Source organism: Qipengyuania profundimaris (genome assembly GCF_030717945.1).
Lineage (GTDB): Bacteria > Pseudomonadota > Alphaproteobacteria > Sphingomonadales > Sphingomonadaceae > Qipengyuania > Qipengyuania profundimaris.
Map to the genome: position 1 here is coordinate 1,663,941 of NZ_JAVAIM010000001.1, position 26,446 is coordinate 1,690,386.

The 26,446-nt window shown below is 63.3% G+C and carries 29 protein-coding genes; 12 read left to right on the plus strand and 17 right to left on the minus strand.

Annotated features, from left to right (window positions below):
- Positions 1-55: 55 nt before the first annotated feature.
- The 3 genes from Q9K02_RS08185 to leuA all read right to left on the minus strand — a co-directional run bounded on the left by Q9K02_RS08185 (position 56) and on the right by leuA (position 3,653).
- Complete coding sequence (locus tag Q9K02_RS08185) at positions 56-1,111, minus strand: amidohydrolase family protein (protein ID WP_305932448.1); 1,056 nt, start codon at positions 1,109-1,111, stop codon at positions 56-58.
- A gap of 252 nt (positions 1,112-1,363) precedes the next feature.
- On the minus strand, positions 1,364-1,882 hold the full coding sequence (locus tag Q9K02_RS08190; RefSeq protein WP_305932449.1) for a PilZ domain-containing protein: 519 nt from the start codon (positions 1,880-1,882) through the stop codon (positions 1,364-1,366).
- 94 nt (positions 1,883-1,976) lie between these two features.
- On the minus strand, positions 1,977-3,653 hold the full coding sequence (leuA, locus tag Q9K02_RS08195; protein ID WP_305932450.1) for a 2-isopropylmalate synthase: 1,677 nt from the start codon (positions 3,651-3,653) through the stop codon (positions 1,977-1,979).
- A gap of 228 nt (positions 3,654-3,881) precedes the next feature.
- Here leuA and Q9K02_RS08200 point away from each other — a divergent pair, with 228 nt between their 5' ends.
- Positions 3,882-4,310 carry a PaaI family thioesterase gene (locus Q9K02_RS08200; RefSeq protein ID WP_305932451.1) on the plus strand — a complete coding sequence of 143 codons (429 nt, stop codon included), beginning with the start codon at positions 3,882-3,884 and terminating at the stop codon, positions 4,308-4,310.
- Positions 4,307-5,434, plus strand: coding sequence for an epoxide hydrolase family protein (locus tag Q9K02_RS08205; RefSeq protein ID WP_305932452.1), 1,128 nt, complete (start codon positions 4,307-4,309; stop codon positions 5,432-5,434). The genes Q9K02_RS08200 and Q9K02_RS08205 overlap by 4 nt, the downstream gene beginning before the upstream one ends.
- Here the strand turns inward: Q9K02_RS08205 and Q9K02_RS08210 are convergent.
- From Q9K02_RS08210 to miaA, 8 genes are all read right to left on the minus strand, one after another.
- Positions 5,431-6,579, minus strand: coding sequence for an alpha-hydroxy acid oxidase (locus Q9K02_RS08210; RefSeq protein ID WP_305932453.1), 1,149 nt, complete (start codon positions 6,577-6,579; stop codon positions 5,431-5,433). The genes Q9K02_RS08205 and Q9K02_RS08210 overlap by 4 nt on opposite strands.
- A gap of 42 nt (positions 6,580-6,621) precedes the next feature.
- Positions 6,622-7,266 carry a YceI family protein gene (locus Q9K02_RS08215; RefSeq protein WP_305932454.1) on the minus strand — a complete coding sequence of 215 codons (645 nt, stop codon included), beginning with the start codon at positions 7,264-7,266 and terminating at the stop codon, positions 6,622-6,624.
- Positions 7,267-7,350: 84 nt separating this feature from the next.
- Positions 7,351-7,941 carry a DUF6151 family protein gene (locus Q9K02_RS08220; RefSeq protein ID WP_305932455.1) on the minus strand — a complete coding sequence of 197 codons (591 nt, stop codon included), beginning with the start codon at positions 7,939-7,941 and terminating at the stop codon, positions 7,351-7,353.
- A gap of 46 nt (positions 7,942-7,987) precedes the next feature.
- Positions 7,988-9,022 carry a ketol-acid reductoisomerase gene (ilvC, locus tag Q9K02_RS08225; RefSeq protein WP_305932456.1) on the minus strand — a complete coding sequence of 345 codons (1,035 nt, stop codon included), beginning with the start codon at positions 9,020-9,022 and terminating at the stop codon, positions 7,988-7,990.
- Between the two features lie 127 nt (positions 9,023-9,149).
- On the minus strand, positions 9,150-9,665 hold the full coding sequence (ilvN, locus tag Q9K02_RS08230) for an acetolactate synthase small subunit (RefSeq protein ID WP_305932457.1): 516 nt from the start codon (positions 9,663-9,665) through the stop codon (positions 9,150-9,152).
- Complete coding sequence (locus Q9K02_RS08235) at positions 9,662-9,961, minus strand: hypothetical protein (RefSeq protein ID WP_305932458.1); 300 nt, start codon at positions 9,959-9,961, stop codon at positions 9,662-9,664. Before Q9K02_RS08235 ends, ilvN begins: the two co-directional genes overlap by 4 nt.
- Positions 9,961-11,712 (minus strand): biosynthetic-type acetolactate synthase large subunit, encoded by a 1,752-nt coding sequence (gene ilvB / locus Q9K02_RS08240; protein WP_305932459.1) that lies wholly within the window; start codon positions 11,710-11,712, stop codon positions 9,961-9,963. The genes Q9K02_RS08235 and ilvB overlap by 1 nt, the downstream gene beginning before the upstream one ends.
- A gap of 108 nt (positions 11,713-11,820) precedes the next feature.
- Complete coding sequence (gene miaA, locus Q9K02_RS08245) at positions 11,821-12,774, minus strand: tRNA (adenosine(37)-N6)-dimethylallyltransferase MiaA (protein WP_305932460.1); 954 nt, start codon at positions 12,772-12,774, stop codon at positions 11,821-11,823.
- On the opposite strand from miaA, the gene serB reads away from it, so the two are divergent.
- Together serB and Q9K02_RS08255 are read left to right on the plus strand one after the other, a co-directional pair.
- The gene (serB, locus tag Q9K02_RS08250) at positions 12,767-13,651 is read left to right on the plus strand and encodes a phosphoserine phosphatase SerB (RefSeq protein ID WP_305932461.1); all 885 of its coding nucleotides are present in this window, start codon (positions 12,767-12,769) and stop codon (positions 13,649-13,651) included. The two genes, miaA and serB, sit on opposite strands and share 8 nt — an antisense overlap.
- Before the next feature lie 72 nt (positions 13,652-13,723).
- Positions 13,724-14,557, plus strand: coding sequence for a Coq4 family protein (locus Q9K02_RS08255; protein WP_305932462.1), 834 nt, complete (start codon positions 13,724-13,726; stop codon positions 14,555-14,557).
- A gap of 3 nt (positions 14,558-14,560) precedes the next feature.
- Here the strand turns inward: Q9K02_RS08255 and Q9K02_RS08260 are convergent, their stop codons facing one another.
- Genes Q9K02_RS08260 through Q9K02_RS08280 form a run of 5 tightly spaced genes read right to left on the minus strand, consistent with a single transcriptional unit; the run spans position 14,561 to position 19,051 of the window.
- Positions 14,561-15,232: a nitroreductase family protein gene (locus tag Q9K02_RS08260; RefSeq protein ID WP_305932463.1), complete on the minus strand. Its 672-nt coding sequence runs from the start codon at positions 15,230-15,232 to the stop codon at positions 14,561-14,563.
- Between the two features lie 23 nt (positions 15,233-15,255).
- Positions 15,256-15,663 (minus strand): DUF3052 family protein, encoded by a 408-nt coding sequence (locus tag Q9K02_RS08265; RefSeq protein WP_305932464.1) that lies wholly within the window; start codon positions 15,661-15,663, stop codon positions 15,256-15,258.
- A 46-nt stretch (positions 15,664-15,709) separates the two neighbouring features.
- Positions 15,710-17,956, minus strand: coding sequence for a phosphoribosylformylglycinamidine synthase subunit PurL (gene purL, locus Q9K02_RS08270; protein ID WP_305932465.1), 2,247 nt, complete (start codon positions 17,954-17,956; stop codon positions 15,710-15,712).
- An 11-nt stretch (positions 17,957-17,967) separates the two neighbouring features.
- Complete coding sequence (locus Q9K02_RS08275) at positions 17,968-18,648, minus strand: hypothetical protein (protein WP_305932466.1); 681 nt, start codon at positions 18,646-18,648, stop codon at positions 17,968-17,970.
- A 7-nt stretch (positions 18,649-18,655) separates the two neighbouring features.
- A complete protein-coding gene (locus Q9K02_RS08280) occupies positions 18,656-19,051 on the minus strand; it encodes a DUF2177 family protein (RefSeq protein ID WP_278328774.1) in 396 nt (131 codons plus the stop codon).
- 64 nt (positions 19,052-19,115) lie between these two features.
- Between Q9K02_RS08280 and Q9K02_RS08285 the strand changes: the two genes are divergently transcribed.
- The 5 genes from Q9K02_RS08285 (at position 19,116) to queA (ending at position 22,664) form a co-directional block, all read left to right on the plus strand.
- On the plus strand, positions 19,116-19,373 hold the full coding sequence (locus Q9K02_RS08285) for an exodeoxyribonuclease VII small subunit (protein ID WP_305932467.1): 258 nt from the start codon (positions 19,116-19,118) through the stop codon (positions 19,371-19,373).
- Positions 19,374-19,387: 14 nt separating this feature from the next.
- Positions 19,388-20,278, plus strand: a complete 891-nt coding sequence (locus tag Q9K02_RS08290; RefSeq protein ID WP_305932468.1) for a polyprenyl synthetase family protein — start codon at positions 19,388-19,390, stop codon at positions 20,276-20,278.
- Positions 20,278-20,790, plus strand: coding sequence for a pantetheine-phosphate adenylyltransferase (gene coaD / locus Q9K02_RS08295; RefSeq protein WP_305932469.1), 513 nt, complete (start codon positions 20,278-20,280; stop codon positions 20,788-20,790). The genes Q9K02_RS08290 and coaD overlap by 1 nt, the downstream gene beginning before the upstream one ends.
- Before the next feature lie 80 nt (positions 20,791-20,870).
- A complete protein-coding gene (locus tag Q9K02_RS08300; protein ID WP_305932470.1) occupies positions 20,871-21,551 on the plus strand; it encodes a peptidylprolyl isomerase in 681 nt (226 codons plus the stop codon).
- An 84-nt stretch (positions 21,552-21,635) separates the two neighbouring features.
- Positions 21,636-22,664 carry a tRNA preQ1(34) S-adenosylmethionine ribosyltransferase-isomerase QueA gene (gene queA, locus Q9K02_RS08305; RefSeq protein WP_305932471.1) on the plus strand — a complete coding sequence of 343 codons (1,029 nt, stop codon included), beginning with the start codon at positions 21,636-21,638 and terminating at the stop codon, positions 22,662-22,664.
- On the opposite strand, the gene Q9K02_RS08310 is transcribed toward queA, so the two are convergent.
- A complete protein-coding gene (locus Q9K02_RS08310) occupies positions 22,634-23,278 on the minus strand; it encodes a TetR/AcrR family transcriptional regulator (RefSeq protein WP_305932472.1) in 645 nt (214 codons plus the stop codon). The two genes, queA and Q9K02_RS08310, sit on opposite strands and share 31 nt — an antisense overlap.
- Here Q9K02_RS08310 and Q9K02_RS08315 point away from each other — a divergent pair, their 5' ends adjacent.
- The 3 genes from Q9K02_RS08315 to Q9K02_RS08325 are packed head-to-tail and all read left to right on the plus strand — an operon-like array spanning position 23,279 to position 26,403.
- Positions 23,279-24,706: an 8'-apo-carotenoid 13,14-cleaving dioxygenase gene (locus Q9K02_RS08315; protein WP_305932473.1), complete on the plus strand. Its 1,428-nt coding sequence runs from the start codon at positions 23,279-23,281 to the stop codon at positions 24,704-24,706.
- Complete coding sequence (locus tag Q9K02_RS08320; RefSeq protein ID WP_305932474.1) at positions 24,707-25,642, plus strand: ABC transporter ATP-binding protein; 936 nt, start codon at positions 24,707-24,709, stop codon at positions 25,640-25,642.
- Positions 25,639-26,403: an ABC transporter permease gene (locus Q9K02_RS08325; protein ID WP_305932475.1), complete on the plus strand. Its 765-nt coding sequence runs from the start codon at positions 25,639-25,641 to the stop codon at positions 26,401-26,403. Before Q9K02_RS08320 ends, Q9K02_RS08325 begins: the two co-directional genes overlap by 4 nt.
- Positions 26,404-26,446: the final 43 nt, after the last annotated feature.

Here is a 26,446-nt window from a genome sequence, read left to right on the forward strand (position 1 = left end):
AGGTTGCGACCTATGGCGCGCAAGGGAGCTTGTCGAGATTGACGTTACGTAAGGATCAGGCGGCGGGCAGTACGTCCTCGATGCCGTAGATCCGCGCGGCGGTGCCTGCGAACAGCGCATGCTTCTCATCCGCGCTGTAGCCCTGTGCGAGCCGTTTGAAGACGTTCCACAGGACCGGATAGCTCGCGCCCCAGCGGTCGACGGGATAGTTGCTCTCGAACATGCTGCGATCCGGCCCGAACGCCTCGATGCAAGTCTCGATATAGGGTCGCCAGAGGGCGGCCAAATGCTCCGACCCGTAGCCCTTGGCCGGGCCGTCTTCGGGCAGACCGCAGAACGCCATCGCCAGCCCTCCCAGTTTGACCGCGACATTCGGGCACTCGGCCAGCGCGTGGATGGACTTGCGCCAGATGTCGAAACGCTCGTGCAGCTTGCCACGATAGCACGCGATGTTGAGCGGCGTGCCGCAATGGTCGAGCACGATCTGCTGGTCGGGAAACGCCTTCGCCAGTTCCAGCACATCGCCCAGTTGCGGCTCCAGCAGCCAGGCATCGAAGGTCAGGCCGTAGTCGGCATAGGCTGCGAAGCCGGCGCGGAAGGCGTCCGAACCGTAGAGCCCTTCCGGCGCATGGAAGGGCGGGCCGAGCACATCGGGATCGGCATCCCAGGCAGCCGCATGGCGGATCCCCCGAAACCGCCCGTTGCCCGCTGCGATCAGTGCCTCGATTACCGGCTTTACCGCATCGCCCCGGGTCAGATCCGCATGGCCGACGATTGCCGTACAGGGGCGGTATTCGCCATAGAGCCCGCTCGCCCCCTGGGCTGCAACGCCGTTGACGAACTCGACCTCGCCGACCGGCTTCATGGCCTCATCCCGGCTCGCATCATAGAAGGCGCCGCATTCCATAAACACCGTGCCGACGACGTTGTGGCCCGAGTGCGTGTCCGCGAATAGCTCGTCGAAAGTGTAATAGTCCGCGCCCGCAATTGCTTCGATAAAGTCGTGCCGCGGTTCGGGAAATGACGGCACCAACGGTCGCAAATCCCAGAGGTGATGGTGCGGGTCGATGATCGGCAGATCGGGCTCGATGATCTCTTCGGTCGCGGTCATAACAGGCTCTCTCCTCTACGCGCCGGCGCTGTAGGACCCATGTTGGAAGGCCCCCGTGCCAGTCCCGTCACATGGACCACATGGACCACTGTCCTGGCAAGAAAAAGCAGGGGCGCATGCGCGGAGGGCTGGAAAAGGCGTAGATGGAGCGAATGCTAGCGATCTGCATGGCGCCGCTCTAGGTCATGCTGGTCGAGTAGGAAACTTGCACGTCAAAGTAGCGGTCATCACCCCCCTTGCGGACACGCCGATCTATCGAAGGCTTACCTCGTTGCGGATATGCTCGAGTATGGAGGGATAAAGCGGGCTTTCGAATTTCAGGCCGACCATGTCGTCGGTTCGCCATCTGATGACCGCTCCGAGCGGGCCGATCGAGCCGATCTTGATAGTGACGCGCGAACCGGGCCTCGCAAGACTTCGATCCTCAACCCGGCACCCGTGGGCGGACAGATCGAAGATCGTCGCCTCGCGGCTGCCGCCCTGGCCATAGACCCGGCCCACGATCGTCACCCCGTGTCTGGCCTCGACGCGCTCCGCCTGCTTGCGGGTTTCCGCTGGCGGAAGGGAAGAGCGATCATCGATTTGCGGAGCAGTTGCCATCGCTGCCTCGGGTCGTTCCGGGGTTTCGGGATGCAGCTCGTCGTAAAGGTTTGCCGCCGCCGCCCAGAAGGCTTCCTCGTTGCCGAGATTGATTGCACCTCTCCCATCGGGCCAAAGGGCCCAGATGTCGCCATCCTTCGCGGACAGCGTAGGAGTGTTGGTGCCGGTCATCGATATGCGTACCCGAGCGGGCTCTTTGGCCCGTCGAGAATGTTAATAGCCGGAAAACCTTACTCTTTCATTTCGATTTTGCTGGGAAATCGCCTTAATCGATAGCCGAATTCGCTGCGCTCAATACGGCCCTGACGCTCGCGGTCGCGACATCTTCGTCGATACCGCAACCCCAGATGGTGCGGCCGTCCGCGTCGCGGCATTCGAGATAGGCGGCGGCGCGGCTGTCGCGACCGGTCGTGAGGGCGTGTTCGGTGTAGTCGACCACTTCCAGGGACAGGCCGAAGGCGTCTTCGATGGTCGAGAGCACGCTGGAGATCAGGCCGTTGCCGCGGCCCGAGACCGACTGCTCCGTGCCTTCGACGGCGATGGTGCCGCTGAACAGGCGCGTTCCGTCGGTTGCGCGGCGTTCCTCGTAGTCGACCAGCTGGAAGTGCTTGTCCTCGGTCTGCACGTGATAGGCCTGCTGGAAAGCGCGCCAGATGTCTGCGGCGTTGAGCTCGCGGCCCAGTTCGTCGGCCATGCGCTGGACACGCGGGCTGAAGTCGGCCTGCATTTTCTTGGGCAGCTTGAGACCCTTGTCCTGCTCAAGCACCCAGGCGAAGCCGCCCTTTCCAGACTGCGAATTGACGCGGATCACCGCTTCGTAGCTCCGGCCGAGATCGGCCGGATCGATGGGCAGGTAAGGCACCCGCCATTGCGGCGAGTTCTGGCTTTCGTGCGCAGCGAAACCCTTCTTAATGGCATCCTGATGGCTGCCGGAAAAGGCGGTGTAGACCAGCTCGCCGCCATAGGGATGGCGCTGGTGGACGGGCAGTTCGTTGCAATATTCGACTGTTTCGATCACTCGGTCGATGTCGGAGAAATCGATCTTCGGATCGATGCCTTGCGTGTACATGTTGAGCGCCATGGTCACGAGGCAGCAATTGCCGGTGCGCTCGCCATTGCCGAACAGGCAGCCTTCCACCCGGTCCGCGCCCGCCATCAGCGCCAGCTCCGCCGCCGCGACCCCGGTGCCGCGATCGTTATGCGTGTGGAGGCTGATCACCGCGCTTTCGCGGTTCGGCAGATTGCGGATGAAATATTCGACCTGGTCGGCGTAGATGTTCGGCGTCGCCGCCTCGACCGTGGCGGGCAGGTTGAGGATGATCGGATGCTCGGGCGTGGGTGCCAGGACTTTCATCACGGCCTCGCAAACCTCCAGGCTGAAATCGAGCTCGGCGGTGGAGAAGGTTTCGGGCGAGTACTGGAAATGCCAGTCCGTATCGGGCTGCTTGCCCGCCTCGTCGCGCATGACCTTCGCGCCCTTCACGGCGATGTCGCGCACCTGATCCTTGCTCATCCCGAAGACGACCTCGCGCCAGGCGGGGCTGACGGCGTTGTAGAGATGGACGATGGCCTGCTTCGCCCCGGTGAGGCTGGCGAAGCTGGTGCGTATCAAATCCTCGCGGCTTTGTGTCAGGACCTGCACGATCACGTCGTCGGGCACGCGGTCCGATTGCACGAGGCCGGAGATGAAGTCGAACTCGGTCGCGCCTGCGCTCGGGAAGCCGACCTCGATTTCCTTCACACCGATCTCGACCAGCAGGTCGAAGAAGCGGTTCTTCTTGTGCGCGTCCATCGGATCGACGATCGCCTGATTGCCATCGCGCAAATCGGTGCTGAGCCAGCGGGGCGGGGCGGTGATCCTGCGGCTCGGCCACTGGCGATCGATCAGCGGAACCTGCGGGAAAGCGGCATATTTGGCGCTCGGGTCTGAGAGCATGGGCATCGGGAAAGTCTCGGGTTGTGCGAAGCGGGAAGTGGTCGGTCGGTCCCTTGGGCGCTCAGCGCACCCGGTCCGGCACGCCAGCTATCACGCCCAAGGGCGCGTAAGTCGCAGAAGCAGGCCGAGTGCAGTTTGCATGCGCGAAGCTATGCTGGGGTGGAACGGGGTTGTAAAGCAAAACAGTCTTAGGCATCCCATGAAATTATATTTCACGGTTGGGAGAGCTGGGGCATGGCCGAAGGGCATTCGCTATACGAGACGATGGGATTGGTGCGGATCGTCTCGACCGATCCGGAGGGCCGCGCGAGCCTCGAATATATGGCGAAAGCGGAGCAATGCCATTCGGGCGGCGTGGTGCAGGGCGGCTTCATCAGCGGATGGATCGACGCCGCCATGGCGCATGCGGCGATGGCGAAGAACGGCAGCGGGATCGTGCCGATGACGCTGGAGCTGAAGGTCAGCTATTTCGCCCCGACCCGCCCCGGCCTGGTGGTCGCAGAAGCCTGGGTCGAGCGGCATGGGCGGCAGACCAGTTTTTACGAAGGGCACCTGTTAGACAGCAAAGGTACCGTGCTGGCCAAGGCGACGAGCACCATCCTGCTCGCCGATGTCGAACGCGTGATGGCGGCATCGAAAAAAGCCCGGGAGAGCGAGGGATGAGCAAGATCGAACCCTTCGCTCTCGATATTTCCGAGGACTCCCTGGTGGATCTGGCGGATCGGCTCGACCGCACACGCTGGCCGGAGGAGGAAACGGTCGAGGACTGGTCGCAAGGCACGAAGCTGGCGGCACTCAAGGAACTCGTTGCGTACTGGCGGATCGAATATGATTGGCGGCGCTGCGAGGCGCGGCTTAATTCCATCGGGCAGTTCGCGACCGAGATCGACGGTCTGTCGATCCACTTCCTCCATCGCCGCAGTTCGCGCGAGGACGCGATCCCGCTGGTCATCACGCATGGCTGGCCGGGATCGTTGGTGGAATTCCTCGGTGTGATCGACGAGCTGGCCGAGCCTGCGGACCCTGACCAACCGGCGTTCCATGTCGTCGCGCCGTCGCTGCCCGGCTATGGCTTTTCCGGCAAGCCGACGGGTACGGGGTGGGGCGTGGAAAGAATTGCTCGCGCCTGGGCCGAGCTGATGCAGCGGCTCGGCTATTCTGGATGGGTCGCGCAAGGCGGGGACTGGGGCGCAGCGGTGACGACCGCGATCGGCCAGCTGGCGCCGGAAGGGTGCCGGGCCATCCATCTCAACATGCCGATCGGGCGGCCTGGTCCGGAGGACATGCAGAGCACCGACCCCAAGGTGCAGCGCGCGCTGCTCAAGCTGGGTTTCTACCGCGATTGGGACTCGGGCTATTCCAAGCAGCAGAGCACGCGCCCGCAGACGATCGGCTACTCGCTGGTCGATTCGCCCGTCGGGCTGGCGGCCTGGATCCTCGAGAAGGTGTTCTACTGGACCGACAATGGCGGCTCGCCGTGGGATGCGCTGTCGATGGATCAAGTGCTCGACGACATCATGCTCTACTGGTTGCCCGCAACCGGCGCATCGGCGGCGCGGTTATATTGGGAGAGCTTCGGGTCGTTCGGCGAGGGGACGGTCGCGATCCCTGCGGGTGCGAGCGCCTTCCCGGAGGAAATCCTGCCGGCCCCGCGCGAATGGGTGGAGCGCAGCCTGACCAACCTCGTCTATTGGAACGAACTCGAAAAGGGCGGCCACTTTGCGGCGTGGGAGCAACCGGAGCTGTTCGTCGGCGAATTGCGGAACTGTTTCGGCCAGATGCTCTAGCGCCAGCGCAACCGGTCCGGGGTCAGCTGGTCGACAGATGTCACGCCCATCAACCGCATGCCGCGCTCGATCTCTTCCTTGAGTATCAGCAGCGCGCGTTCGACGCCCTCCTGCCCGGCAGCTGCCAGTGCGTAGAGATAGAGCCGCCCACCGCTCGCCGCCGTGGCTCCGGCGGCCACACTCTTCAGCGCATGCGTCCCGCGCCGGACGCCGCCGTCTAGGATGATCTCGATCTCGCCGCCGACCGCATCGACGATCTCTCGCAGCTGGTCGAAGGGCGCGCGGCTGCCGTCGAGCTGGCGCCCACCGTGGTTCGATATCCAGATCGCATCGGCGCCGATCTCCACCGCGCGGCGGGCATCGGCGGCGCTCATCACGCCCTTGAGCGCGAAGGTCCCGCCCCAGTCCTGCCGGATCCGTGCGGCAGTGTCCCAGTCCATGCCGGTGTCGAGCATGGTGTTGAAATAGTCCTGGATGCTCACGGCCTTGCCGCTGCCTTCCTGCACGTGCCCATCGAGATTGGGCAGGCGGAACTTCGGTCCGAAAACGTAGTCCAGCGTCCAGCGCGGCCGGGTTGCATAGCTCCATAATGCAGAGGGGGTGAAGCGCGGCGGCGTCGTGAAGCCCGAGCGAAGGCATCGCTCGCGTTTGCCGGAGACGATCGTGTCGACCGTCAGCGCCAGCGCATCAAAGCCTGCCTGCTGGCAGCGTTCGATCATGCTGGCGTTCAGGCCCTTGTCTTTGTGGACGTAGAGCTGGAACAGCTTCGGGCCTTCAGTGAGCCCGGCGATCTCCTCGATCGAATGTGTGGCCAGGCTGGAAATGCCGAACCACACGCCGAACTTGTCCGCCGCCTTTGCCACCGCCCGCTCGCCATCGCGGTGGAAGGCGCGCTGCAGCGCTGTCGGGCTGAGCATAAGCGGCAGGGCGCTTTTGCGGCCCATGATGGTGCAACTGGTGTCGATCGCGCCCACGCCCGCCAACACGTCGGGCACCAAATCGACATCGTCGAAGGCGCTGGTGTTGCGCGCCTTGGTCAACTCGTCGTCGGCAGCCCCGTCGATGTAATCGAAAACCGGCCAGGGCAGCCGCGCCTTGGCCAGTTTCCGGAAATCGTCGATGTTGTGGCAGTCGGACAAGCGCATCAAATGGCTCGTGGCGGCTCGCGATGCGCTTGTCGAGAGGGCTTACTGCAGTTCGAAGGCTGCCGAAATGTCGAGATCGACTTCACTGCCGATCATCGGCGCACCATAGCTCACGCCCCACTGGGTGCGGTCGATTGTGGCGCGGCCGTGGAAGCCGACCGTTTGTGCTTCGCTCATCGGGTTCTGGCCTGCGCCGGTGAACTGCACCGCCATGGTGACGGGGCCGGTATTGCCGTTCATCGTAAGCTGGCCGGTCACGACGGCAGTGGTGTCGCTGGTCTGGCGCACCGACGTCGAAGCGAAGCGCGCTGCCTCAGGCTCGGCACCGAAGAAGTCTGGCTCTGCACCATCTTCACCGGGGCGCAGGAGATGATCGCGCAGCCCTTCGCTGGGCACGGCGACGCTGGTGATGGGAATGGTGATGTCGAACTCGGTGGCGGCGATATCCGCCGGATCGAGCGTCATCGTGCCTTCGATATCGCCGAACAGCCCAAAATAGTCGTTGAAGCCGAAATGGCTGACGCTCCACTCGACCAGCGTATGCGCAGGGTCGAGCGCGTAGCTGCCCGCGGCAACACGGCTGACGTCCATCGTGCCCGGGATCTGCGTCTGCTCCTGTGCCGAGATGGAGGTCACGGCGAGCGTGCCGCTGGCGGCGAGAGCGAGGGCGAGGATCGGCTTTTTCATGGTCGGTCTCCTGAAAGGTTCGCTCACAGAAAACCTGGAACGCTGCGCCGTTCCGTCTATCGCCGATACAAAAAGGCGATCACACTATCCGAGCGCCTCGCGTTCCCCGGGGGTAAGCCGGCGAGGTGTCGCAATCGGCTCGAGCGTTTTCGGATCGAACAGCGGATTGCGCCGCCTGTCGCCGGAGACGATGTCCTTGACCAGACGCTTGAAGAAGCTGCGCAGCAGGGCTGCCATCGACATCGGTTTCAGATCGCCGGTTTCGCCCGGCGCGTCGGCAAGATGCAAGTGTCCGCTTGGCTCACCAAGCGCCGCTCGCCCGGCCTCGTCGCAATTGGCTAGCAAGATTGTGGTGTAAGGCAGCTTGCCGTTGGCGTAGGTATTGAACAAAGGCGTATCGCAGCAGCCGGCATACCAGCGCAGCGTCGGTTTGTCCGTCATATGAACCCCCGCCAGCCTGTCCTCGCCGGATGCGAAGCGCAATCGCGCGCAGCGTGTCTGGTAGAGCGCAGTGCCACCGGCACGCTCGAGAATGCGCTCCTCCGCGCCGAGTAGCTTCGGGACCGCCTGACAGTCGGTGCAGTGGCAATAGACGTAATCGCCCTGTTTCGGACCGACGTCGGTGATAGACCCGGTCACGGTGCCGCAAGCGCAAGAAAAGGACATGTCGGTCATCCCGCCATGCTTCCCGTGCGCTCTGCCAAAGTCACCGGGATTTCGACTAGTTGCGTTCCTTGTCGACCAGCTTGTTCGCGCCGATCCACGGCATCATGGCGCGAAGCTGCGCTCCGGTCTTCTCGATCGGATGCGCGGCTGCGGCCTTGCGGCTTGCCTTGAGTTCGGGCTGACCGGCCTGGTTGTCGAGCACGAAATCCTTGACGAAGCGGCCCGACTGGATGTCCTTGAGCACGCGGCCCATTTCGGCCTTGGTTTCGTCGGTAATGATGCGCGGGCCGGTCTTGATGTCGCCGAATTCGGCGGTGTTCGAGATCGAGTAACGCATATTGGCGATACCGCCTTCATAGAGCAGGTCGACGATCAGCTTGGTTTCGTGAAGGCACTCGAAATAGGCCATTTCGGGCGCATATCCGGCCTCGACCAGCGTTTCGAAACCGGCCTGGATGAGGTGGGTGATCCCGCCGCACAGCACGGCCTGTTCGCCGAAAAGGTCGGTCTCGCACTCTTCCTTGAAATCGGTCTCGATGATGCCGCTGCGCCCGCCGCCGACGGCGCTGGCGTAGGAGAGCGCGAGCTGTTTGGCAAAGCCGTTGCCGCCGGACTGGCTGCTCTCCTGATGGACCGCAATGAGACAGGGAACGCCACCGCCCTTAATATATTCGCCGCGCACGGTGTGGCCGGGGCCCTTGGGGGCGATCATGATGACATCGACATCGCCTGGCGGGTCGATCAGGCCGAAATGGATATTGAGGCCGTGTGCGAAAGCGAGGGCGGTGCCGGGGCGCATCTTGCCTGCGATTTCGTTCGCGTAGATCGCGGCCTGGTGCTCGTCGGGCGCGAGGATCATAAGCACGTCGGCCCATTCGGCAGCTTCCGAAACGGTCTTGACGATGAAGCCCGCGCCTTCCGCCTTCTTCGCCGTGGCCGATCCCTCGCGCAGCGCGATGACGACTTCGCCGACCCCGCTATCGCGCAGGTTCTGGGCGTGGGCATGGCCCTGGCTGCCATAGCCGACGATGGCGACCTTCTTGTCCTTGATCAGCTGCTGGTCGCAATCGGCATCGTAATAGACTTGCACGTGTCTTGGTCCTTTTGTTCTCTCGTCACCCCCGCGCAGGCGGGGGGTCCCGCTTCCTGTCATGTCGCTCGGTCCCGCAAGTGAGCGGGATCCCCGCCCTCGCCGGGATGACGAGCGGTGGTGTCCTTCAGTGTCTCTCCGCTCCGCGCATCATACCCACGATCCCCGAGCGGCCGACCTCGACCAGGCCGAGTTCGCGCATCAGGGCGATGAAGCTGTCGATCTTGTCCGGCGCGCCGGTCAGCTCGAAAACGAAACTGCTGGTAGTGGTGTCGACGACATTGGCGCGAAACAGTTCTGCGATGCGCAGCGCCTCGACCCGGTTGTCGCCCTTGCCGGCGACCTTGACCAGCGCCAGCTCGCGCTCGACATGCGCGCCGCTTTCGGTGAGGTCGATGACCTTGTGCACCGGTACGAGCCGTTCCAGCTGCGCGCGGATCTGATCGATCACCGGTTCCGGGCCGCGCGTCACGACGGTGATGCGGCTGATCGCGTGGTCTTCCGAAATGTCGGCCACGGTCAGGCTGTCGATATTATAGCCACGCGCCGTGAACATGCCGGTGATCTTCGCGAGAATACCGGGCTCGTTGTCGACGATCACGTTGAGGACGTGCCGCTCGGACGCTTGCTCTGCGATTTTCACGTCGAACGTCCCTCCCAAACCGGTTCGAACATCCGCCCGGCGCCATCGTATTCCCGTAGGAAATCCCGACCGCGCCGAATGGCTTCGAAATTATCGGTCTGGCGGCTGAGGTCCAAGGTCTCCAGCAAGAGTACCCAATTGCCGTCGTCCTGCTTCTGGGCAACATCCATACCGAGAAAACGCTGCCCGCTATCCTCAATCCAGTCGAGCATTTGCTCGGCGTGCTGACGATCGAACCAGACGCGGCGTTCGGCCTGTTGTGCGAACTCGGACGGTATTTTTGCGTCCATACCCATCAGACTAGGGCCTTCGCTTCGTCGTCCATTGTGCCGCCGACCTGGTCGCCATAGAGCAACATGTCGGTATGCGCCGCGCCGCTGGGGATCATCGGGAAGCAGTTGGCTTCCTTGGCCACCCTGCAATCGACGATGACCGGCCCCTCATGCGCGAGCATCGCTTCGATCCCGGCGTCGAGCTGGCTTTCGTCCTCGATGCGGACGCCTTTCCAGCTATAGGCCTCGGCCAGCTTCACGAAGTCCGGCAGGCTGTCGGAATAGCTGTTCGAATAGCGGCTTTCGTAGGTCAGTTCCTGCCACTGGCGGACCATGCCCATGTATTCGTTATTGAGGATGAAAACCTTGACCGGCAGGCGATACTGGCTCGCCGTGCCGAGTTCCTGAATGTTCATCTGAATGCTGGCCTCGCCCGCGATATCGATGACCAGTCTGTCCGGATTGCCGAGCTGCGCGCCGATCGCCGCGGGCAGGCCGTAACCCATGGTGCCTAGGCCGCCGCTGGTGAGCCATTTGTTCGGACCCATGAACCCGAAATATTGTGCCGCCCACATCTGGTGCTGGCCGACTTCAGTGGTGATGATCGGATCGCGATCCCGCGTCAGGGCGAAGAGGCGCTCCACGCTCTTTTGCGGCATGATGAGGTCGCCACCCTTGTCGGGATAGGCGAGGCAGTCGCGCGCCTTCCAGCCGAGGATGCGGGCCTTCCATTCGCTCAGGTCGCGCATCTTGCGGCTTTTGAGACCTTCGAGCAGTTGCTCGAGTACATGTGCGCAATCGCCGACGATGCCGAGGTCGACGGGCACGATCTTGTTGATCTGCGCGCGGTCGATGTCGATGTGGATCTTCTTCGCCTGGGGGGCGAATGCGTCTAGCCGCCCGGTCACGCGATCATCGAAGCGTGCGCCGACTGCGATGATCAGGTCCGCCTTGTTCATCGCCATATTGGCTTCGTAAGTGCCGTGCATACCCAGCATGCCGAGCCAGTCGGGATGATCGGCGGGAAAGGCACCGAGCCCCATCAGAGTGCTGGTTACAGGGGCATTCGTCGCTGACTGCAGCTGGCGAAGCGTCTCGGACGCCTGCGGGCCCGCATTAATCACGCCGCCGCCGGTGTAGAACACAGGGCGCTCTGCCTTCGCGATCATTTCGACCGCCTCGGCGATCTCGTCCGCCGCGCCGACCATGCGGGGCTGGTAGCGGTGCGAAGGCAGGGGCGTCTCGTCCTGAGCGCTCGCATCGGCCAGCGCGATCTGCACGTCCTTGGGAATGTCGACCACGACCGGGCCCGGGCGACCCGTAGTCGCGATGCGGAACGCCTCGTCGATCGTGGCGCGCAGTCGCTCTGGGTCTTTCACGAGATAGTTGTGCTTGGTGCAGTGACGCGTAAGCCCGACCGTGTCGGCTTCCTGGAAGGCATCGGTGCCGATCAGCGCAGTGGGCACCTGGCCCGTGATCACCACCATCGGGATCGAGTCCATATAGGCATCGGCAATGCCGGTCACCGCATTGGTCGCGCCAGGTCCGCTGGTGACGAGGACCACGCCGGGCTTGCCGGTGGAGCGGGCATAGCCTTCGGCCGCATGCGCCGCACCGGCTTCGTGCCGCACGAGGATGTGGCGGATGTCTTCGTCTGCGAAGAGCTCGTCATAGATCGGCAGCACCGCGCCGCCAGGATAGCCGAACACGAATTCGACACCCTGCCGCTTGAGGCAATCGATCAATATGGCAGCACCGCTGCGCTCGTCCGTCACGTCATCCTCCGGGCCATATGGCTAGGTCCTAGGCACAAATCGGCCCGGTGCTGGGGTCTGAAGCACCGGGCCGACAGCAATCCTGATACGCCTCTTGGCATTACGCGGTCAACCGCCTTCGTGAAATAAAGAAACAAAAAAATCGTATTCCGCGATAGTTTTGTTATCCGCTCGCGGCCAGCCGGGCGGTGGCTGATTGCGAAACCAGGTGTATTGGCGCTTGGCATACTGGCGTGTGGCGGTCTGCCCAGCGGCGATAGCTTGGTCGCGCGATAGTTCGCCTTCGAGCAGGGCCGCGATCTCCGGCACACCGATGGCGCGCATGACCGGGAGCGCCGGATCGAGTTTGCGGGCGAGAAGCGCTTCCACCTCTGCCAGCGCGCCGCCATCGAGCATGCGTTCGAACCGTACATCGCAGCGCGCGTAAAGCCACTCGCGATCGGGCAGCAGCACCAGCGGATGCAGCGCGATCTCTGTGCCGATCCCGCCGGTCGGGCGATCCTGCCAATAGACGATCGGATGTCCGGTCGAGCGGACGACCTCCAGCGCGCGCGCCATGCGCTGCACGTCTCGCGGGCCGAGCCGACCGGCCGCTTCGGGGTCCTCTCCCACCAAGGCTCCTCGCAATTCTTCCACCGAGAGCGCCCTCACAGTCTCGCGAATGCTCGGGTCGATAGCGGGAATTGGGGAGATGCCGTCAAGCAGCGTGCGCATGTAGAGACCCGTCCCGCCACACAGGATCGGGACTCCGCCATTGGCGTGGACCTGCGCAATTTCGTTTTTTGCGGCAATGGCCCAGTCGGCTGCCGAACAGGCCTCCGCGCCATCCCATGTGCCGAACAGGCGGTGCGCGATGCCGCCCATCTCTTCCGCGCTCGGGCGGGCGGAGAGGATATGCAGGTCGCGGTAGACCTGCTGGCTATCCGCATTGATCACCGCGCTGCGCCGCCCGCTTGCCTCCAGCCGCTGCGCCAGCCGCACCGCGAGATCGCTCTTGCCGCTCGCAGTCGGCCCTGCAATGAGCGCGACCGACGGTTTTTCAGGAGATTGCGCAGTGCTCATCGCCCGGCTGATAGCAGACCAGCAAGGCATCGAAACCCGTGTCGATACGGCAACGCGAGCGCTCGCCGATGCGGGCATGCCCGTCGCGATGGCGGGCATGCTCGATTTCTGTGGCGATGTGTTGCAATTCGCGCTTCCTCACGGAGATGCCGCGCAGCTGACCGCACTGCTGGTCGAGCATTTCGGCGATGTCGATCTGCTCGTCGCGGATCACGAAATCGAGGTGCCGCGCCTGTTCGTCTCGGACATGGATTCGACCATGATCGGGCAGGAATGCATCGACGAACTGGCAGAGTTCGCCGGTTTGAAAGAGCGGGTCGCGGCCATCACGGAACGGGCCATGCGCGGCGAGCTCGATTTCGCCGACGCGCTGACCGAGCGAGTGAGCCTGCTTGAGGGGTTGGAGGAAACAGCCATCGACCGATGCTTGGCCGAACGGATCGTGCCTGTCCCTGGCGCGAGGACGCTGGTGGCGACGCTCACCGAGAAAGGGTGCCGCACCGTCCTGGTGACCGGAGGCTTCCATCATTTCGCTGACCCGGTCGCGGAGCGATTGGGATTTGAACGGGTCGTCGGCAATCGCCTCGGTGTGCACGACGGGAAGCTCACCGGTGAACTGGCCGGCCCCATAAGCGATGCCTCGACCAAGCTCGCAACGCTCGAGGAAGAGCGCGGCCAGTTGGGCGAAGGGGCAAGGGTGCTGGCCACCGGCGACGGGGCGAACGACATTCCGATGATCGAGGCGGCGGATTACGGCATTGCCTATCGCGCCAAGCTCAAAGCGCGCGATGCGGCCAATGGCCGGATTGCGAACGAGAACCTGACGTCTATCCTGAAATTGCTCGGCATCCCGCAATCCGACTGGGTCGAAGGTTAATATCCCGATGGCGCGCATTTCCAATCATGCGCTGTGGGTATCGAATATGTAAGCCGTAAAGAGGTTTGCATAATGAATGAACATATCAGCTTTACTGCAGCAACGGACGCAGCCCTGGATGGCACGCCGCTGCGGCACCCGGATCGTCCCCAACCGAAATACCGGCCGCTTGCCGCCATCAGGGGCTTTCGCGAGCTGTTGAAGGACAAGGAAAACACGGCGATCGTCTTCCAAATCTACGACGCGCTACCGTCGAAAAGCTTTGTGCCGCGGGTGCGCGATCTTACACTTAGCCCGCGCGGCGAGGAATTGCGCGAGCGTGAGCCGTTTCTTCCCACACTGCTCGACGATCACGACATGCTGCGGAGATACCCGCAAGGCAGCGTCGCGCAAGCCTATTGTGACTTCATGGAGAGCGAGGGGCTGACGGCTGCGGGCCTGGTGGAAGAATTCGAAAAGGCCGGCCGTCCGACATATCCCGATCTGGTCCAATGGTTCGGCTTCCGCCAACGCGACACGCACGATTTGATGCATGTCCTGACCGGATATGGTCGCGATGCGCTTGGAGAACAGTGCGTACTACTGTTCACGCACGGCCAGTCGCCTAGCCAGGGTCACCTGCTGCTCGGCTATGCGGGATCGCTGCACATCAAGAAGCTGCGCCGCGATAGCCGCGCGCCTGTGCTCAAGGCAACGCGCGAGGCGCATCGTACGGGCAAGGCATGTCCGCCTCTGGTCGGCCTATCGATCAGGGATCTACTTGCCAGGGACGTCGGCGAAGCGCGAGCCAAGCTCAATATTCCCGAGCCACGCTGGTATCGCGAATGCCATCGTATCTGGCGTGAGGAAGGGATCGATCCTTACGATTTGCTCGCCGGACCAACGAGCGAAAGCGCCGCCGCCTGAGAGTCAGAGCCAGCTGGCGATTTGCGATAGCGGCTTCTTCTCGGTCGCTTTCTTCGGGACGGTAGCATCGTCCGACGGCAAGCCCGCAACCACGATCATCAGCGGCTTCTCATGGTCGGGTCGCCCGCAAATCTCGCGTAAAAAGCCCATCGGCGAAGGCGTGTGGGTCAGGGTCGATAGCCCGGCCTCGTGCAAGGTTGCGATCAGCATGCCGCAAGCGATGCCGACGCTTTCGTTGACGTAGTAATTCTGTGTCTGCCCGTCCTCCCCGATCCCGCCCTTGCGCTGCGCGAAGACCACGATCAGCCACGGAGCGGTTTCCAGAAAAGGCTTGTCCGCATCGGTGCCGAGGGGGCCGAGCGCTTCCAGCCATTCGTCGCTCGCCTTGCCGCTGTAGAAGGCGCGCTCTTCCGCCTCGGCAGCCTCGCGAATGGCGCGCTTGGTTTCGGATGATGAGACGACGGCGAAATGCCAGGGCTGGTGGTTCGCGCCATTGGGCGCGCTGCCCGCTGCCTCGATCGCCGCCTCGATCACCTCGCGCGGGACCGGCGCGTCGGAGAAGTAGCGGCAGCTGCGCCGTTCCTTCAGTCGATCGCGCATGTTGCTGGCGCGCGCGATCCGCTCGACATCGGTGAGGGGAGGCATGGCATAAGGCAGACTATCGTGATCGCGCATGTCGAAGCTCTCGGATAGGCGAGTCAGCGCAGGTCCTTGCGGATGACCAGTTTGAGACCCGACCAGATTTCGTCCACCGCGCACTTCTTCGTATCAACGAAGCCGATAGCAAAGCCTGCCTCGCGGACATCGTGCTCGTCGATCTCGGTGTCGACGCCGGCATCTTTCTTTGGCCAGCTGACCCAGACCTGCCCGTCTGGCGCGATGCTGTGTCGCAGTTCGGCCAGTTTCCGTTCGAGCAGGGATTTCTCGGTCACGAAAATATGGGCTGCATCGGGCCGCTCGTCGGGGCTGGTCACGAAGATCAGATCGAGCGCGTATTCGCCGATCTCGTCCTGCACGCTTTCCGGCATTTCGTAGAACCAGACCCGCTGGCCATCACGCAGCGAGAGCTTCTTGGCGAGCGGGGTGTCGGAATAGCCTGCGGTCATGTCAACTTCGTTCCATCGCCAGTCCGAACTCCGGTAGACGCTACGCTTAGCCTTCCATCCACTCGCTGAAGAAGCTGCGATGGGCGGCGCGCATCTCATCGATCGATTTGCCGAAAAGCGTGCTGCCACTGGTCTTGCCGAGGCGGCGGAAACCGATTGCGGCGGTCTCGTCGTTCTCGGTGCCCTTGGCGAGCGCTTCGTTCAACGCTTGCGTGTCTGGAACGGTCACGACGTAGCGGCCCTGGTCTTCGCCGAACCACCACGCGGCCTTGCTATATTCCTCGTTCCACTCGACCTCGGCGCCGATGCCGCCGGCCATCGCCATTTCGGCGAGCGCGATGGCGAGGCCGCCGTCCGAGACATCGTGCACGGCGCTGACCAGCCCGTCGACAATCAGCTGGAGCACGATCTTGCCCGCGTTCTTTTCGACCGTAAGGTCGGTCGGCGGGGTGCGCCCCTCGTCACGGCCGTGGATTTCCGAGAGCCAGAGCGACTTGCCGAGATGCGAACGCTCAGGGTCGGCGGTGGCCCATTCCTCGGCGTGGATGAGGTAGATTGCCTCGCCTTCGGCTTTGAACGGCATCGTCATCATGCGATCATAGTCGTCGATCAGGCCGACACCGCCGATCGCGGGCGTGGGCAGGATGGCGCTGCCGCCGCCCGTCGCCTTGCTCTCGTTGTAGAGGCTGACATTGCCGCTCACGATCGGGAAGTCGAGCACGCGACAGGCGCGGCCCATGCCTTCAAGCGCATGGACGAATTGTGCCATAATTTCCGGGCGCTGCGGGTTGGCGAAGTTGAGGCAGTTGGTCACTGCCAGCGGACGCGCGCCCACTGCGCACAGGTTCCGGTAGGCCTCGGCAATCGCCTGCTTGCCGCCTTCATAGGGATCGGCATGGACATAGCGCGGGGTGCAGTCGGTGCTGATCGCCAGCGCCTTTTTCGTACCGTGCACGCGGACCACGCCCGCATCGCCGCCGGTCTGTAGCGTATCCGCACCGACCTGGCTGTCATATTGCTCGCTAATCCACTTGCGCGACGACAAATTGGGCGAGGCGAGCAGCTTCATCAGATCGCCGCCGACGTCGTCCGTGTCGGGGCGCTCGGTCATCGGCTTGATGCCGGCCCAGGCGGTGTAGTCTTCCTTTGAGAGATACGGGCGGTCGTATTCGGGGGCATCAGCCGCGAGCGGGCCGAGCGGGATGTCGCACACTACTTCGCCGCCGAATTCCAGCACCATGTGCTGGGTATCGGTGACTTCGCCGATGACCGCGAAATCGAGCTCCCACTTCTCGAAAATGGCCGCCGCCATTTCTTCCTTGCCGGGCTTCAGCACCATGAGCATGCGCTCCTGGCTCTCGCTGAGCATCATTTCGTAGGGCGTCATGCCCTCTTCGCGGCAGGGCACCTTGTTCATGTCGAGGCGGATGCCGGCTTTGCCGTTGGTCGCCATCTCGACGCTCGAGGAGGTAAGGCCCGCTGCGCCCATGTCCTGGATGGCGACTATAGCATCGGTCGCCATCAGTTCGAGGCAGGCTTCGATGAGCAGCTTCTCGGTGAACGGGTCGCCCACCTGAACCGTGGGACGCTTGGCTTCGGCGTCTTCTTCGAAGTCGGCGCTGGCCATGGTCGCGCCGTGGATACCGTCGCGGCCGGTCTTGGAGCCGACATAGACGATCGGATTGCCCACGCCGGTCGCGGCCGAATAGAAGATCTTGTCCGCATCGGCGACGCCGACGGTCATCGCATTGACGAGGATGTTTCCGTCGTATGCCGGGTGGAAATTCGTCTCACCGCAGACGGTCGGCACGCCCACGCAATTGCCGTATCCGCCGATCCCCGCGACCACGCCCTGGACGAGGTGCTTCATCTTCGGGTGGTCGGGCCGCCCGAAACGCAGCGCATTGGCGTTGGCCACCGGTCGCGCGCCCATTGTGAAGACGTCGCGCAGGATGCCGCCGACGCCGGTCGCCGCGCCCTGGTATGGCTCGATGTAGCTCGGGTGATTGTGGCTCTCCATCTTGAAGATGGCCGCCTGACCGTCGCCGATATCGATCACGCCCGCGTTCTCGCCCGGGCCGCAAATGACCCAAGGTGCTTCGGTCGGCAACTTCTTGAGGTGCAGGCGGCTGCTCTTGTAGGAGCAATGCTCGCTCCACATCACCGAGAAGATGCCGAGTTCCACGAGGTTCGGCTCGCGGCCCAGCGCATGGAGGACGCGGTCGTATTCTTCCTCGCTCAGCCCGTGCTGGGCGACGACGTCGGGGGTGATGGCGGACTCGGGTATGCTCATGGCCCGCGCCCTTAGCGGGGCGGGGTCGCGACCGCTAGTCCCACCTCGCTCTTATGCCACCGTGTGAGGCTGACCCAATAGGCCAGTGCGGTGAGCAGACCGAAGGCGAACAGGCCCGTCGCGAGGAAGGCGAAATCGGCGGCCTGTGGTTCCGGCCCGAACCAGTTGATCGCTTGCAATGCGAGCAAAGCGAAGAGCAATACCAGCGGCGGCACGATCGGGCCCTTCGTGCGCCGCAAATACCACCAGAAGGCGAGGGCGATCAGCCCGAGTTCCAGAGGCATTTCGATGAGGGGCATGTCCCACAGTCCGAAGCCGTATTTCCTTTCTCCGCCGGCGATGGTGAGGTCCGGGCGGTGCACCAGCAAGTCGAGCAACCAGTGTGACAGGACGACTATGCCAGCCCAAGTGGCTGCAATCGCATTGCGCGACAGTAGGAACACCAACGCGGCAAAGGCGATAGCGAACCCTCCGGTGCCCACCAGACTGTGCGTGATCGGCATGTGATAGAAATCCATCGGGTTCATCTCGGTGATGCCCGGCACCACGCGCATCTTCTCTATACCGACCATCGCAAACAGGAAGAACGCCCAGTCGACCAGCTGCGCGGCAATAAACAGCGTGCCCAGGCGCGGAGCGTCCTTCGTGATCGCTTTCGCGGCTAGGGCAGGTGCGAAGTGGCCGATGAACACGTTTCGCTCAGACCAGCTTCGTCGCCGCGAATGTCGCGACACTCGCCGCGACCGCCGTGGCGAAGGCACCCCAACAGATGTCCGCGAGCGTCACCGTCGTGGACCACTGGCGCAGCGTTGCCTGGTTGGTGAGATCGTAGGTCGCGTAACACAGCGCCCCCAGCAGCGCGCCGTTCAGCGCCGCCATCCCGACGCCGCCAGCCAGACCGGGACGCACCGCGAACCAGACGATCCCGGCGATGTAGGCGACATAGAACACCAGCGCCGGAGCCATGCGGAAACTGTCCGCCAGCATGTCGCCCAAGCGAGGGCGGTAGAAATTGTCGCCGGCCCAGCCAAGCCAGAGGGCGTCGAGCACGCCAAAAGCGATGGCGGCGGCGACAAAGGCGACAATCCACGTCATATCGGCTCCCCGTTGTTTCGGTTTACTTGACCGCCCACGCCCGCGCGGTCAATGCTCCGCCGCGATGACAGAGCAAGACACTCCGATTGCAGACATGAATTTCGAAGAAGCCCTGCGTGCGCTGGAGAGCGTGGTTCGCAGGCTCGAAAGCGGCGATGTGCCCCTCGACGAGAGCATCGACCTCTACGAACGCGGCGAGGCCCTGCGCAAGGCGTGCCAGGCGCGGCTCGATGCAGCGCAGGCGCGGATCGAGAAGATCGTGCAGGGCGTCGACGGCAAACCGGCCGGAACCGAGCCGTTTGACGCGGGCAGCCCCGCGTGAACGCGATGACGGCAATGCCCGACACCCTCGCCGCAGCTTTCGAGCGAATTCAGGCAGAGATCGACAGCGCCTTCGACGCTTTTCTGCCCGTCCCCGACGACAGCCGCGCTCCGTTGGTCGAGGCGATGCGCTATGCCGCGATCGGCGGCGGCAAGCGCGTGCGCCCGCTGCTGCTGGCGGCGACGGCCGACCTCTACGGCGTCAATCGCAGTGCGGCAGTGAATGCAGGCTGCGCGGTCGAGGCGATCCACGCCTACTCGCTGATCCATGACGATTTGCCCTGCATGGACGATGACGATCTGCGCCACGGCAAGCCGACGTTGCACAAGGCCTTCGACGAGGCGACGGCGGTGCTTGCGGGCGATTGCCTCCATGCGCTTGCCTTCGACATCCTGACCCAGCCAGACACCAGCACCGATCCTTTCGTGCGCGCCGAACTGGTCGCGACGCTTTCGCGCGCCAGCGGACACGACGGCATGGCCGGGGGGCAGATGATGGATATCGCCTCCGAAGAGCAGCAATACGACTTGCGCCAGATCACCCGGCTGCAACAGCTCAAGACCGGCGCGCTGCTGGCCGCCAGCGTCGAAATGGGTGCCGTGCTTGGTCGGGTTCCGCCGGAGGGCCGCACGCATCTTCGCGCCTATGCCCGCGACATCGGCCTCGCCTTCCAGATCGCCGACGATTTGCTCGACGTCGAAGGCGACGAGGACAAGGCTGGCAAGGCCCTGCGAAAGGACGAAGGACAGGGCAAGCAGACCTTCGTCACGCTAATGGGCGTGGATCAGGCCCGCGCGCAGGCCGAAATGCTGGTCGAACAGGCAGGCAAGCATCTTGCCAGCCATGGTGAGGACGCGCGGCTGCTGGTCGAGCTGGCGCGCTTTATCGTGAAGAGGGATCATTGATGGCAGAGCGTATCGGCATCTACCCCGGCACCTTCGACCCGATCACGCTGGGTCATGCCGACATTCTCCGACGCGGCTCGAAGCTGGTCGACAAGCTCATCATCGGCGTGACGACCAATCCGTCCAAGAACCCGATGTTCTCGACCGAGGAACGCTTCGCCATGGTCGAGCGCGAGATTGCCGACATGGGGCTGACCAATGTCGAGGTGGTCGGCTTCAATGCCCTGCTGGTGAAATTCGCGCAGAAGATGGGCGCCAACGTTATCATTCGCGGGCTGCGCGCCGTGGCGGACTTCGAATACGAGTACCAGATGGCCGGCATGAATCAGCAGCTCGACGACGACGTCGAGACCGTGTTCCTCATGGCCGATGTCTCGCTCCAGCCGATCGCCTCGCGGCTCGTCAAGGAGATCGCGATGTTTGGCGGCGACATCAGCCCCTTCGTCAGCAAAGCCGTATGCGACGAAGTGGTCGCGCGGGTAAAGGAAACCGGTCTCCGCGGCGATTATTGAGACACTCCAATGCTATTCATTGAATGGACAGACCGCGCTCGTTAGACGGGCGGTAATCCAGACACATCGACGGGATACCCATGTTCAAGACTTCGCTTGCCCTTGCCGCCGCTGCACTTGCCGCGACCATGCCCATCGGAGCCATTGCGCAGGATGCCGAAACGCCGGCTGCGGCGCAGGACACGCGCACCTATAATCCCGTCAGCTTCGACATGGCGGTGGAGCCCGAGAATATCCTCCTGCTCGACCTGTCGAACGGAGAGCGTGTCGCGATCCGCCTGATGCCGGGCTGGGCGCCGAACCATGTGGAGCGGATCAAAACGCTCACCCGCCAGGGTTTCTACGACGGTGTGATCTTCCACCGCGTGATCGACGGCTTCATGGCACAGACCGGCGATCCGACCGGTACGGGGACTGGCGCTTCCCAGCTCCCAGACGTTAACGAGGAATTCAATCCGATGCCGCATGTGCGCGGCACCGTAGCCATGGCCCGCGCGGCGGACGAGAACAGCGCGAACAGCCAGTTCTTCATCGTGTTCTACCCGCGCTTCAGCCTCGACCAGAAATACACCAATTTCGGCCGCGTGATTTCGAACATGGCTGCAGTCGACGCGATCCAGCGCGGCGAGCCTCCGCAGAACCCGACGCGGATCCTGCAGGCTTCGATCGCCACCGACGGCAAGCCCGTGCCGGTCAACACCGCGCCGCGCGCTGCCGACGAAATCAGCGTCGACGACCTCAACGCGCCGATCCAGGAATAGCGTTTGCGCCTTCGACGACGCGCGCCTAATCGGCGCTCGTCATGAAGGCCCTTCCAGAAGCTCCGGATAGTCGGGATCGACGCCATGCGCGTTGACCTGTTCGATTTCGACCTCCCGCAGGAACTGATCGCGCTGCGCCCGGCGCGGCCGCGGGATGCAGCGCGCATGCTCGTCGTGCGCGGCGAAGGGCTTTTCGAAGATGCGGGCGTGAGCGATTTGCCGCGTCTGTTGAGGCGCGGCGACGTGCTGGTGTTCAACGACACCCGCGTGATCCCGGCGCAGCTCGAAGGTCGGCGCGGCGAAGCGAAGATCGGTGCGACGCTGCACAAGAGGATCGACCTCAGGCGCTGGCAAGCCTTCATCCGCAATGCCAAGCGATTGCGTCCGGGCGAGACAGTCGAGTTCGGCGGAGGCGTTTCGGCGACAGCGGAAGAGCGCCTTGCCGATGGCAGCTTCGTCCTCGCCTTTCACGGAGAAGAACCGGTCGAAGTCCTGCTCGAGCGGGCAGGGCGCATGCCGCTGCCGCCCTATATCGCGGGCAAACGCGCGACGGATGCGCAGGACCTCGAGGACTACCAGACCATGTTCGCGCGGGAGGACGGAGCCGTCGCCGCGCCGACTGCTGCGTTGCATTTCACGCCGCGCTTGATGGACGCATTGGATGCTGCGGGCGTCGCACGCGAAACGCTGACGCTGCATGTCGGCGCCGGAACCTTCTTGCCGGTCAAGGGCGACGACACCGACCACCATGCGATGCACTCCGAATGGGGCCGTATCGAATCCGAGACGGCCCGGCGCTTGAATGCCGCGCGAGAAGCGGGCGGGCGGATCATCGCGGTCGGCACAACCAGCCTGCGCCTGCTCGAAAGCGCGACAGGGGAGGATGGGCTGATCCAACCCATTGCGGGCGACACAGACATCTTCATCACCCCCGGTTATCGCTTTCGCGCGGTAGATGGGCTGATGACCAATTTCCACCTTCCGAAATCGACACTGATGATGCTGGTCAGCGCCCTGATGGGGCGGGAGCGGATGATGGCGGCCTACGATTATGCGATCGCCAACGACTACCGTTTCTACAGCTACGGGGATTCCTCGCTGCTACTGCCCTGAACCGGGAACAGGCTGCCGGTGTCGAGTAGGCGATCGATTAGCGCGTCGTCCGCCGGTATCCGGCCATCGAGCATGAGCATGGCGATACCATGCGCGATCGACCAGGCCTGCATTGCGAGGCGTTCCGCCTCTTCGCGCGTGGCGGACAATTTGCACGTGATGTCGGTCAGCAATTCGCGCGCCGGATCCGGACCTTCGTCGCCAGACTCGACCGGCTCCCCTTGCGTAAACATGAGACGAAACAGCACGGGATGGGCGAGGGCGAAGCGGACGTAGGCCCGTCCCGTCAAAGCGAATTTGGTCGGGAGATCAGATGCCCTGTCTGCGGCCTTCTTCTGCGCATCCCCGAGTAGTTTAGAACCTTCCCGTGCGAGAGCTCGGTTCAGGGCCTGCTTGTCCGGAAAATGGCGATAGACGGCAGTGGCGGACACTCCCACGCGCCGCGCCAGTTCGCGCAATGACGGCTCCTTGGCTTCTGCACCTTCAAGCGCAGTCAAACCTTCCTTGACGAGCGCGTCCCGAAGATTGCCGTGATGATAGGCTTCGGCCGATGTTGACACTGTTATCATTGCCTCTATGTTGACGGTGTTCACTTTAGACAAGGCGATTCGCACATGGCAAGCGTCATCGAGAAAACCATCCGCAGGGCCGTCACACCGGCGATCCAGGCCGTGGCCAGCGTCAATCGCACGCGTTTGGCCGAACCGTCGGAAAACCCGTTCCTCAAAGGCGTCCACACGCCGATGACTGAAGAGAAGACGATCGAGAATCTTTCGGTGACTGGAGCAATTCCCCCCGAACTCGATGGCCGCTACGTCCGGATCGGGCCCAATCCATTCGGCGATGCAGGCAAGGGGCACCACTGGTTTATCGGCGATGGCATGGTCCACGGCGTGCGGCTTAGGGACGGCAAGGCCGAGTGGTATCGCAATCGCTTCATCCGCTCGAATTCGCTGGCAGAGAAGGGCGGACCTGCTGCTGTGGGCGGCCCGCGGCGCGGTTTCGGCGATACGGTCAACACCAATGTCCTCGACGTCGGGGGCCGCATCATGGCGCTGGTCGAGGCGGGCTCCTATCCGGTCGAACTGGACGATAATCTGAACAGCGTCGCATACGATAATTTTGGAGGCGGTCTGGCAGGCTCCTTCACTGCGCACCCGCATCAGTGCCCAACCACGGGCGAGTTCCACGCGATCTGCTACGAAGCCGAACGACCCGACCGCATCCGCCACGTGGCGCTCGATAGCGAAGGCAAAGTGCTACGCGAGCTGCCTATCCCGGTGGCCAACGGCCCGTCGATCCACGATTGTTCGATCACTGAGAACTACGTCATCATCCTCGACCTCCCGGTGACCTTCTCGATGAAGGCCATGCTAGCTGGCCAGCGCTTCCCCTATCGTTGGAACCGCGAGCATCGCGCCCGCGTAGGCCTGCTGCCTCGGACAGGCGGCGCGGACGACATCGTGTGGTGTGATGTCGACCCCTGCTACGTCTTCCATGTCGGCAACAGCTTCGAGGCCGAGGGCAAGGTCGTAATCGATCTGTGCGCATACGAAACGATTTTCGACGGTGAGATGCCGGGCCCTTATGGCAAGCCGCTAGGTCTTGAGCGCTGGACGGTCGATCCCGCGACACACTCGGTCGAGCGGGCGACGCTGGATGCCGCCGGTCAGGAATTTCCACGACCTGACGAACGCTACTTCACCAAGCCCTATCGCTATCTGTGGTCGGACGGGCTGGAAGGCGATCTCGATTTCGTCTCCGCCTTACCGATCTATCGCCACGACCTGCAGACCGGCGAAAAGATCGAGCACGATTTCGGCAAAGGCCGCATCCCCGGCGAGTTCGTATTCGTGCCGCGCAGCGAGGATGCGGCGGAAGGCGATGGCTGGATCATGGGCTATGTCATCGATCGTAACGCAAACACCAGCACACTCGAAATCCTCGAGGCTATCACGCTGAAGCCGGTCGCTTCCGTGCATATTCCGCATCTTATCCCGCCGGGCTTCCACGGGAACTGGATTGCCGCTAGCCACGGCTGAGTGGAGCCGATTCTCGAACTCAGCGGCCTGACCAAGGTCTATCCCGGCGGGCTCAAAGCGCTCGACGATGTCGATCTCACCATCCGCAAGGGCGAAATATTCGCGCTGCTCGGGCCGAACGGGGCGGGCAAGACCACGCTGATCGGTGCGGTCTGCGGGCTGGTGCGTCCGAGCGGCGGGACGATCCGCGCTTTCGGACACGATCTCGCCACCGACTGGCGCAAGGCGCGCGCCCGCATCGGCCTCGTGCCGCAGGAACTCAGCACCGACATGTTCGAGCCGGTGAAGCGGGCGGTCAGCTATTCGCGCGGACTGTTCGGCCTGCCGCCCGATCCCACGCGGATCGAGGAAATCCTGCGCAGCCTGAGCCTGTGGGAGAAGCGCGACGAGCGGATCATGGCGCTGTCGGGCGGGATGAAGCGCCGCGTCCTTATCGCCAAGGCACTGGCGCACGAGCCCGACCTGCTCTTCCTCGACGAGCCGACCGCAGGCGTCGATGTCGAGCTGCGCAAGGGCATGTGGGCGATCATCGACCAGATGCGCGCGCGCGGCGTCACCATAATTCTCACGACCCATTATATTGAGGAAGCCGAGGAAATGGCGGACCGCATCGGCGTGATCCGCAACGGCCAGATCATCGCGGTGGACGAGAAGGACGCGCTGATGGCAAAGCTGGGTCGCACCGAGGCGCATATCGCTCTGGCCGAGCCGATGCAGACACTGCTGCCAGCGATCGCGCAGTTCCCGGTCGAGATCGAGCAGCGTGGCATGTCGCTTTGCTACCGCGGCGGGGACGGCACCGGCCGCGGCAAGGCCGAAGTCGCGGACCTCACCAAGGCGCTCACCCACGCCGGCATCGATTATGTCGGCATAGAAACGCGCGAGAGTAGTCTCGAGGACATCTTCGTATCGCTGCTCGGGGAGAACGCCCAATGATCGCGTGGCGCTCCACCTGGTCGATCTACAAGCGCGAATTGCTGCGTTTCCTGCGGACCGCCTCCCAGTCCGTCCTCGCCCCCGTGCTGACGACCACGCTTTATTTCATCGTCTTCGGCGCGGCCATCGGCGGGCGCATGCCCGACCTTGGCGGCGTGGATTACGGGGCCTTCATCATCCCCGGCTTGCTGATGCTCACACTGTTGGGTGAAACAACCAGCAATTCGAGCTTCGGTATCTACATGCCGCGCTTTACCGGAACGATCTACGAATTGCTGAGCGCGCCCGTCGGTGTGGCCGAAACGCTGATCGGCTTCGTCGGGGCGGCGATGACCAAGAGCCTGATCCTTGCCGCCATCATCCTGGCGACGGCGCGTTTCTTCGTCGATTACAACATCGCCCATCCGCTGCTTGCCGTGCTCTACATCATGCTGGTCGCAGCGGCGTTCAGCCTGTTCGGCTTCATCCTCGGCATCTGGGCGGACAATTTCGAGAAGCTCGGCATCATCCCGATGCTGTTCCTCACCCCGCTCACCTTCCTCGGCGGGACATTCTACTCAATCGACATGCTCCCTGCGCCGTGGGACACGATCGCACTGGCCAATCCCATCGTCTATCTCGTCAGCGGGTTGCGCTGGACCTTTTACGGCAGCAGCGACGTGAACATCTGGGTCAGCTTCGGCATCACCCTTGCGTTTCTCGCCGCCTGTACGGCAGTGATCGCCTATATCTTTAGAACAGGTTGGCGCCTGCGGGCGTGATCGCCAAACCTTTCTGACAGGCCCTTTCCGCGTTCAGAATCCG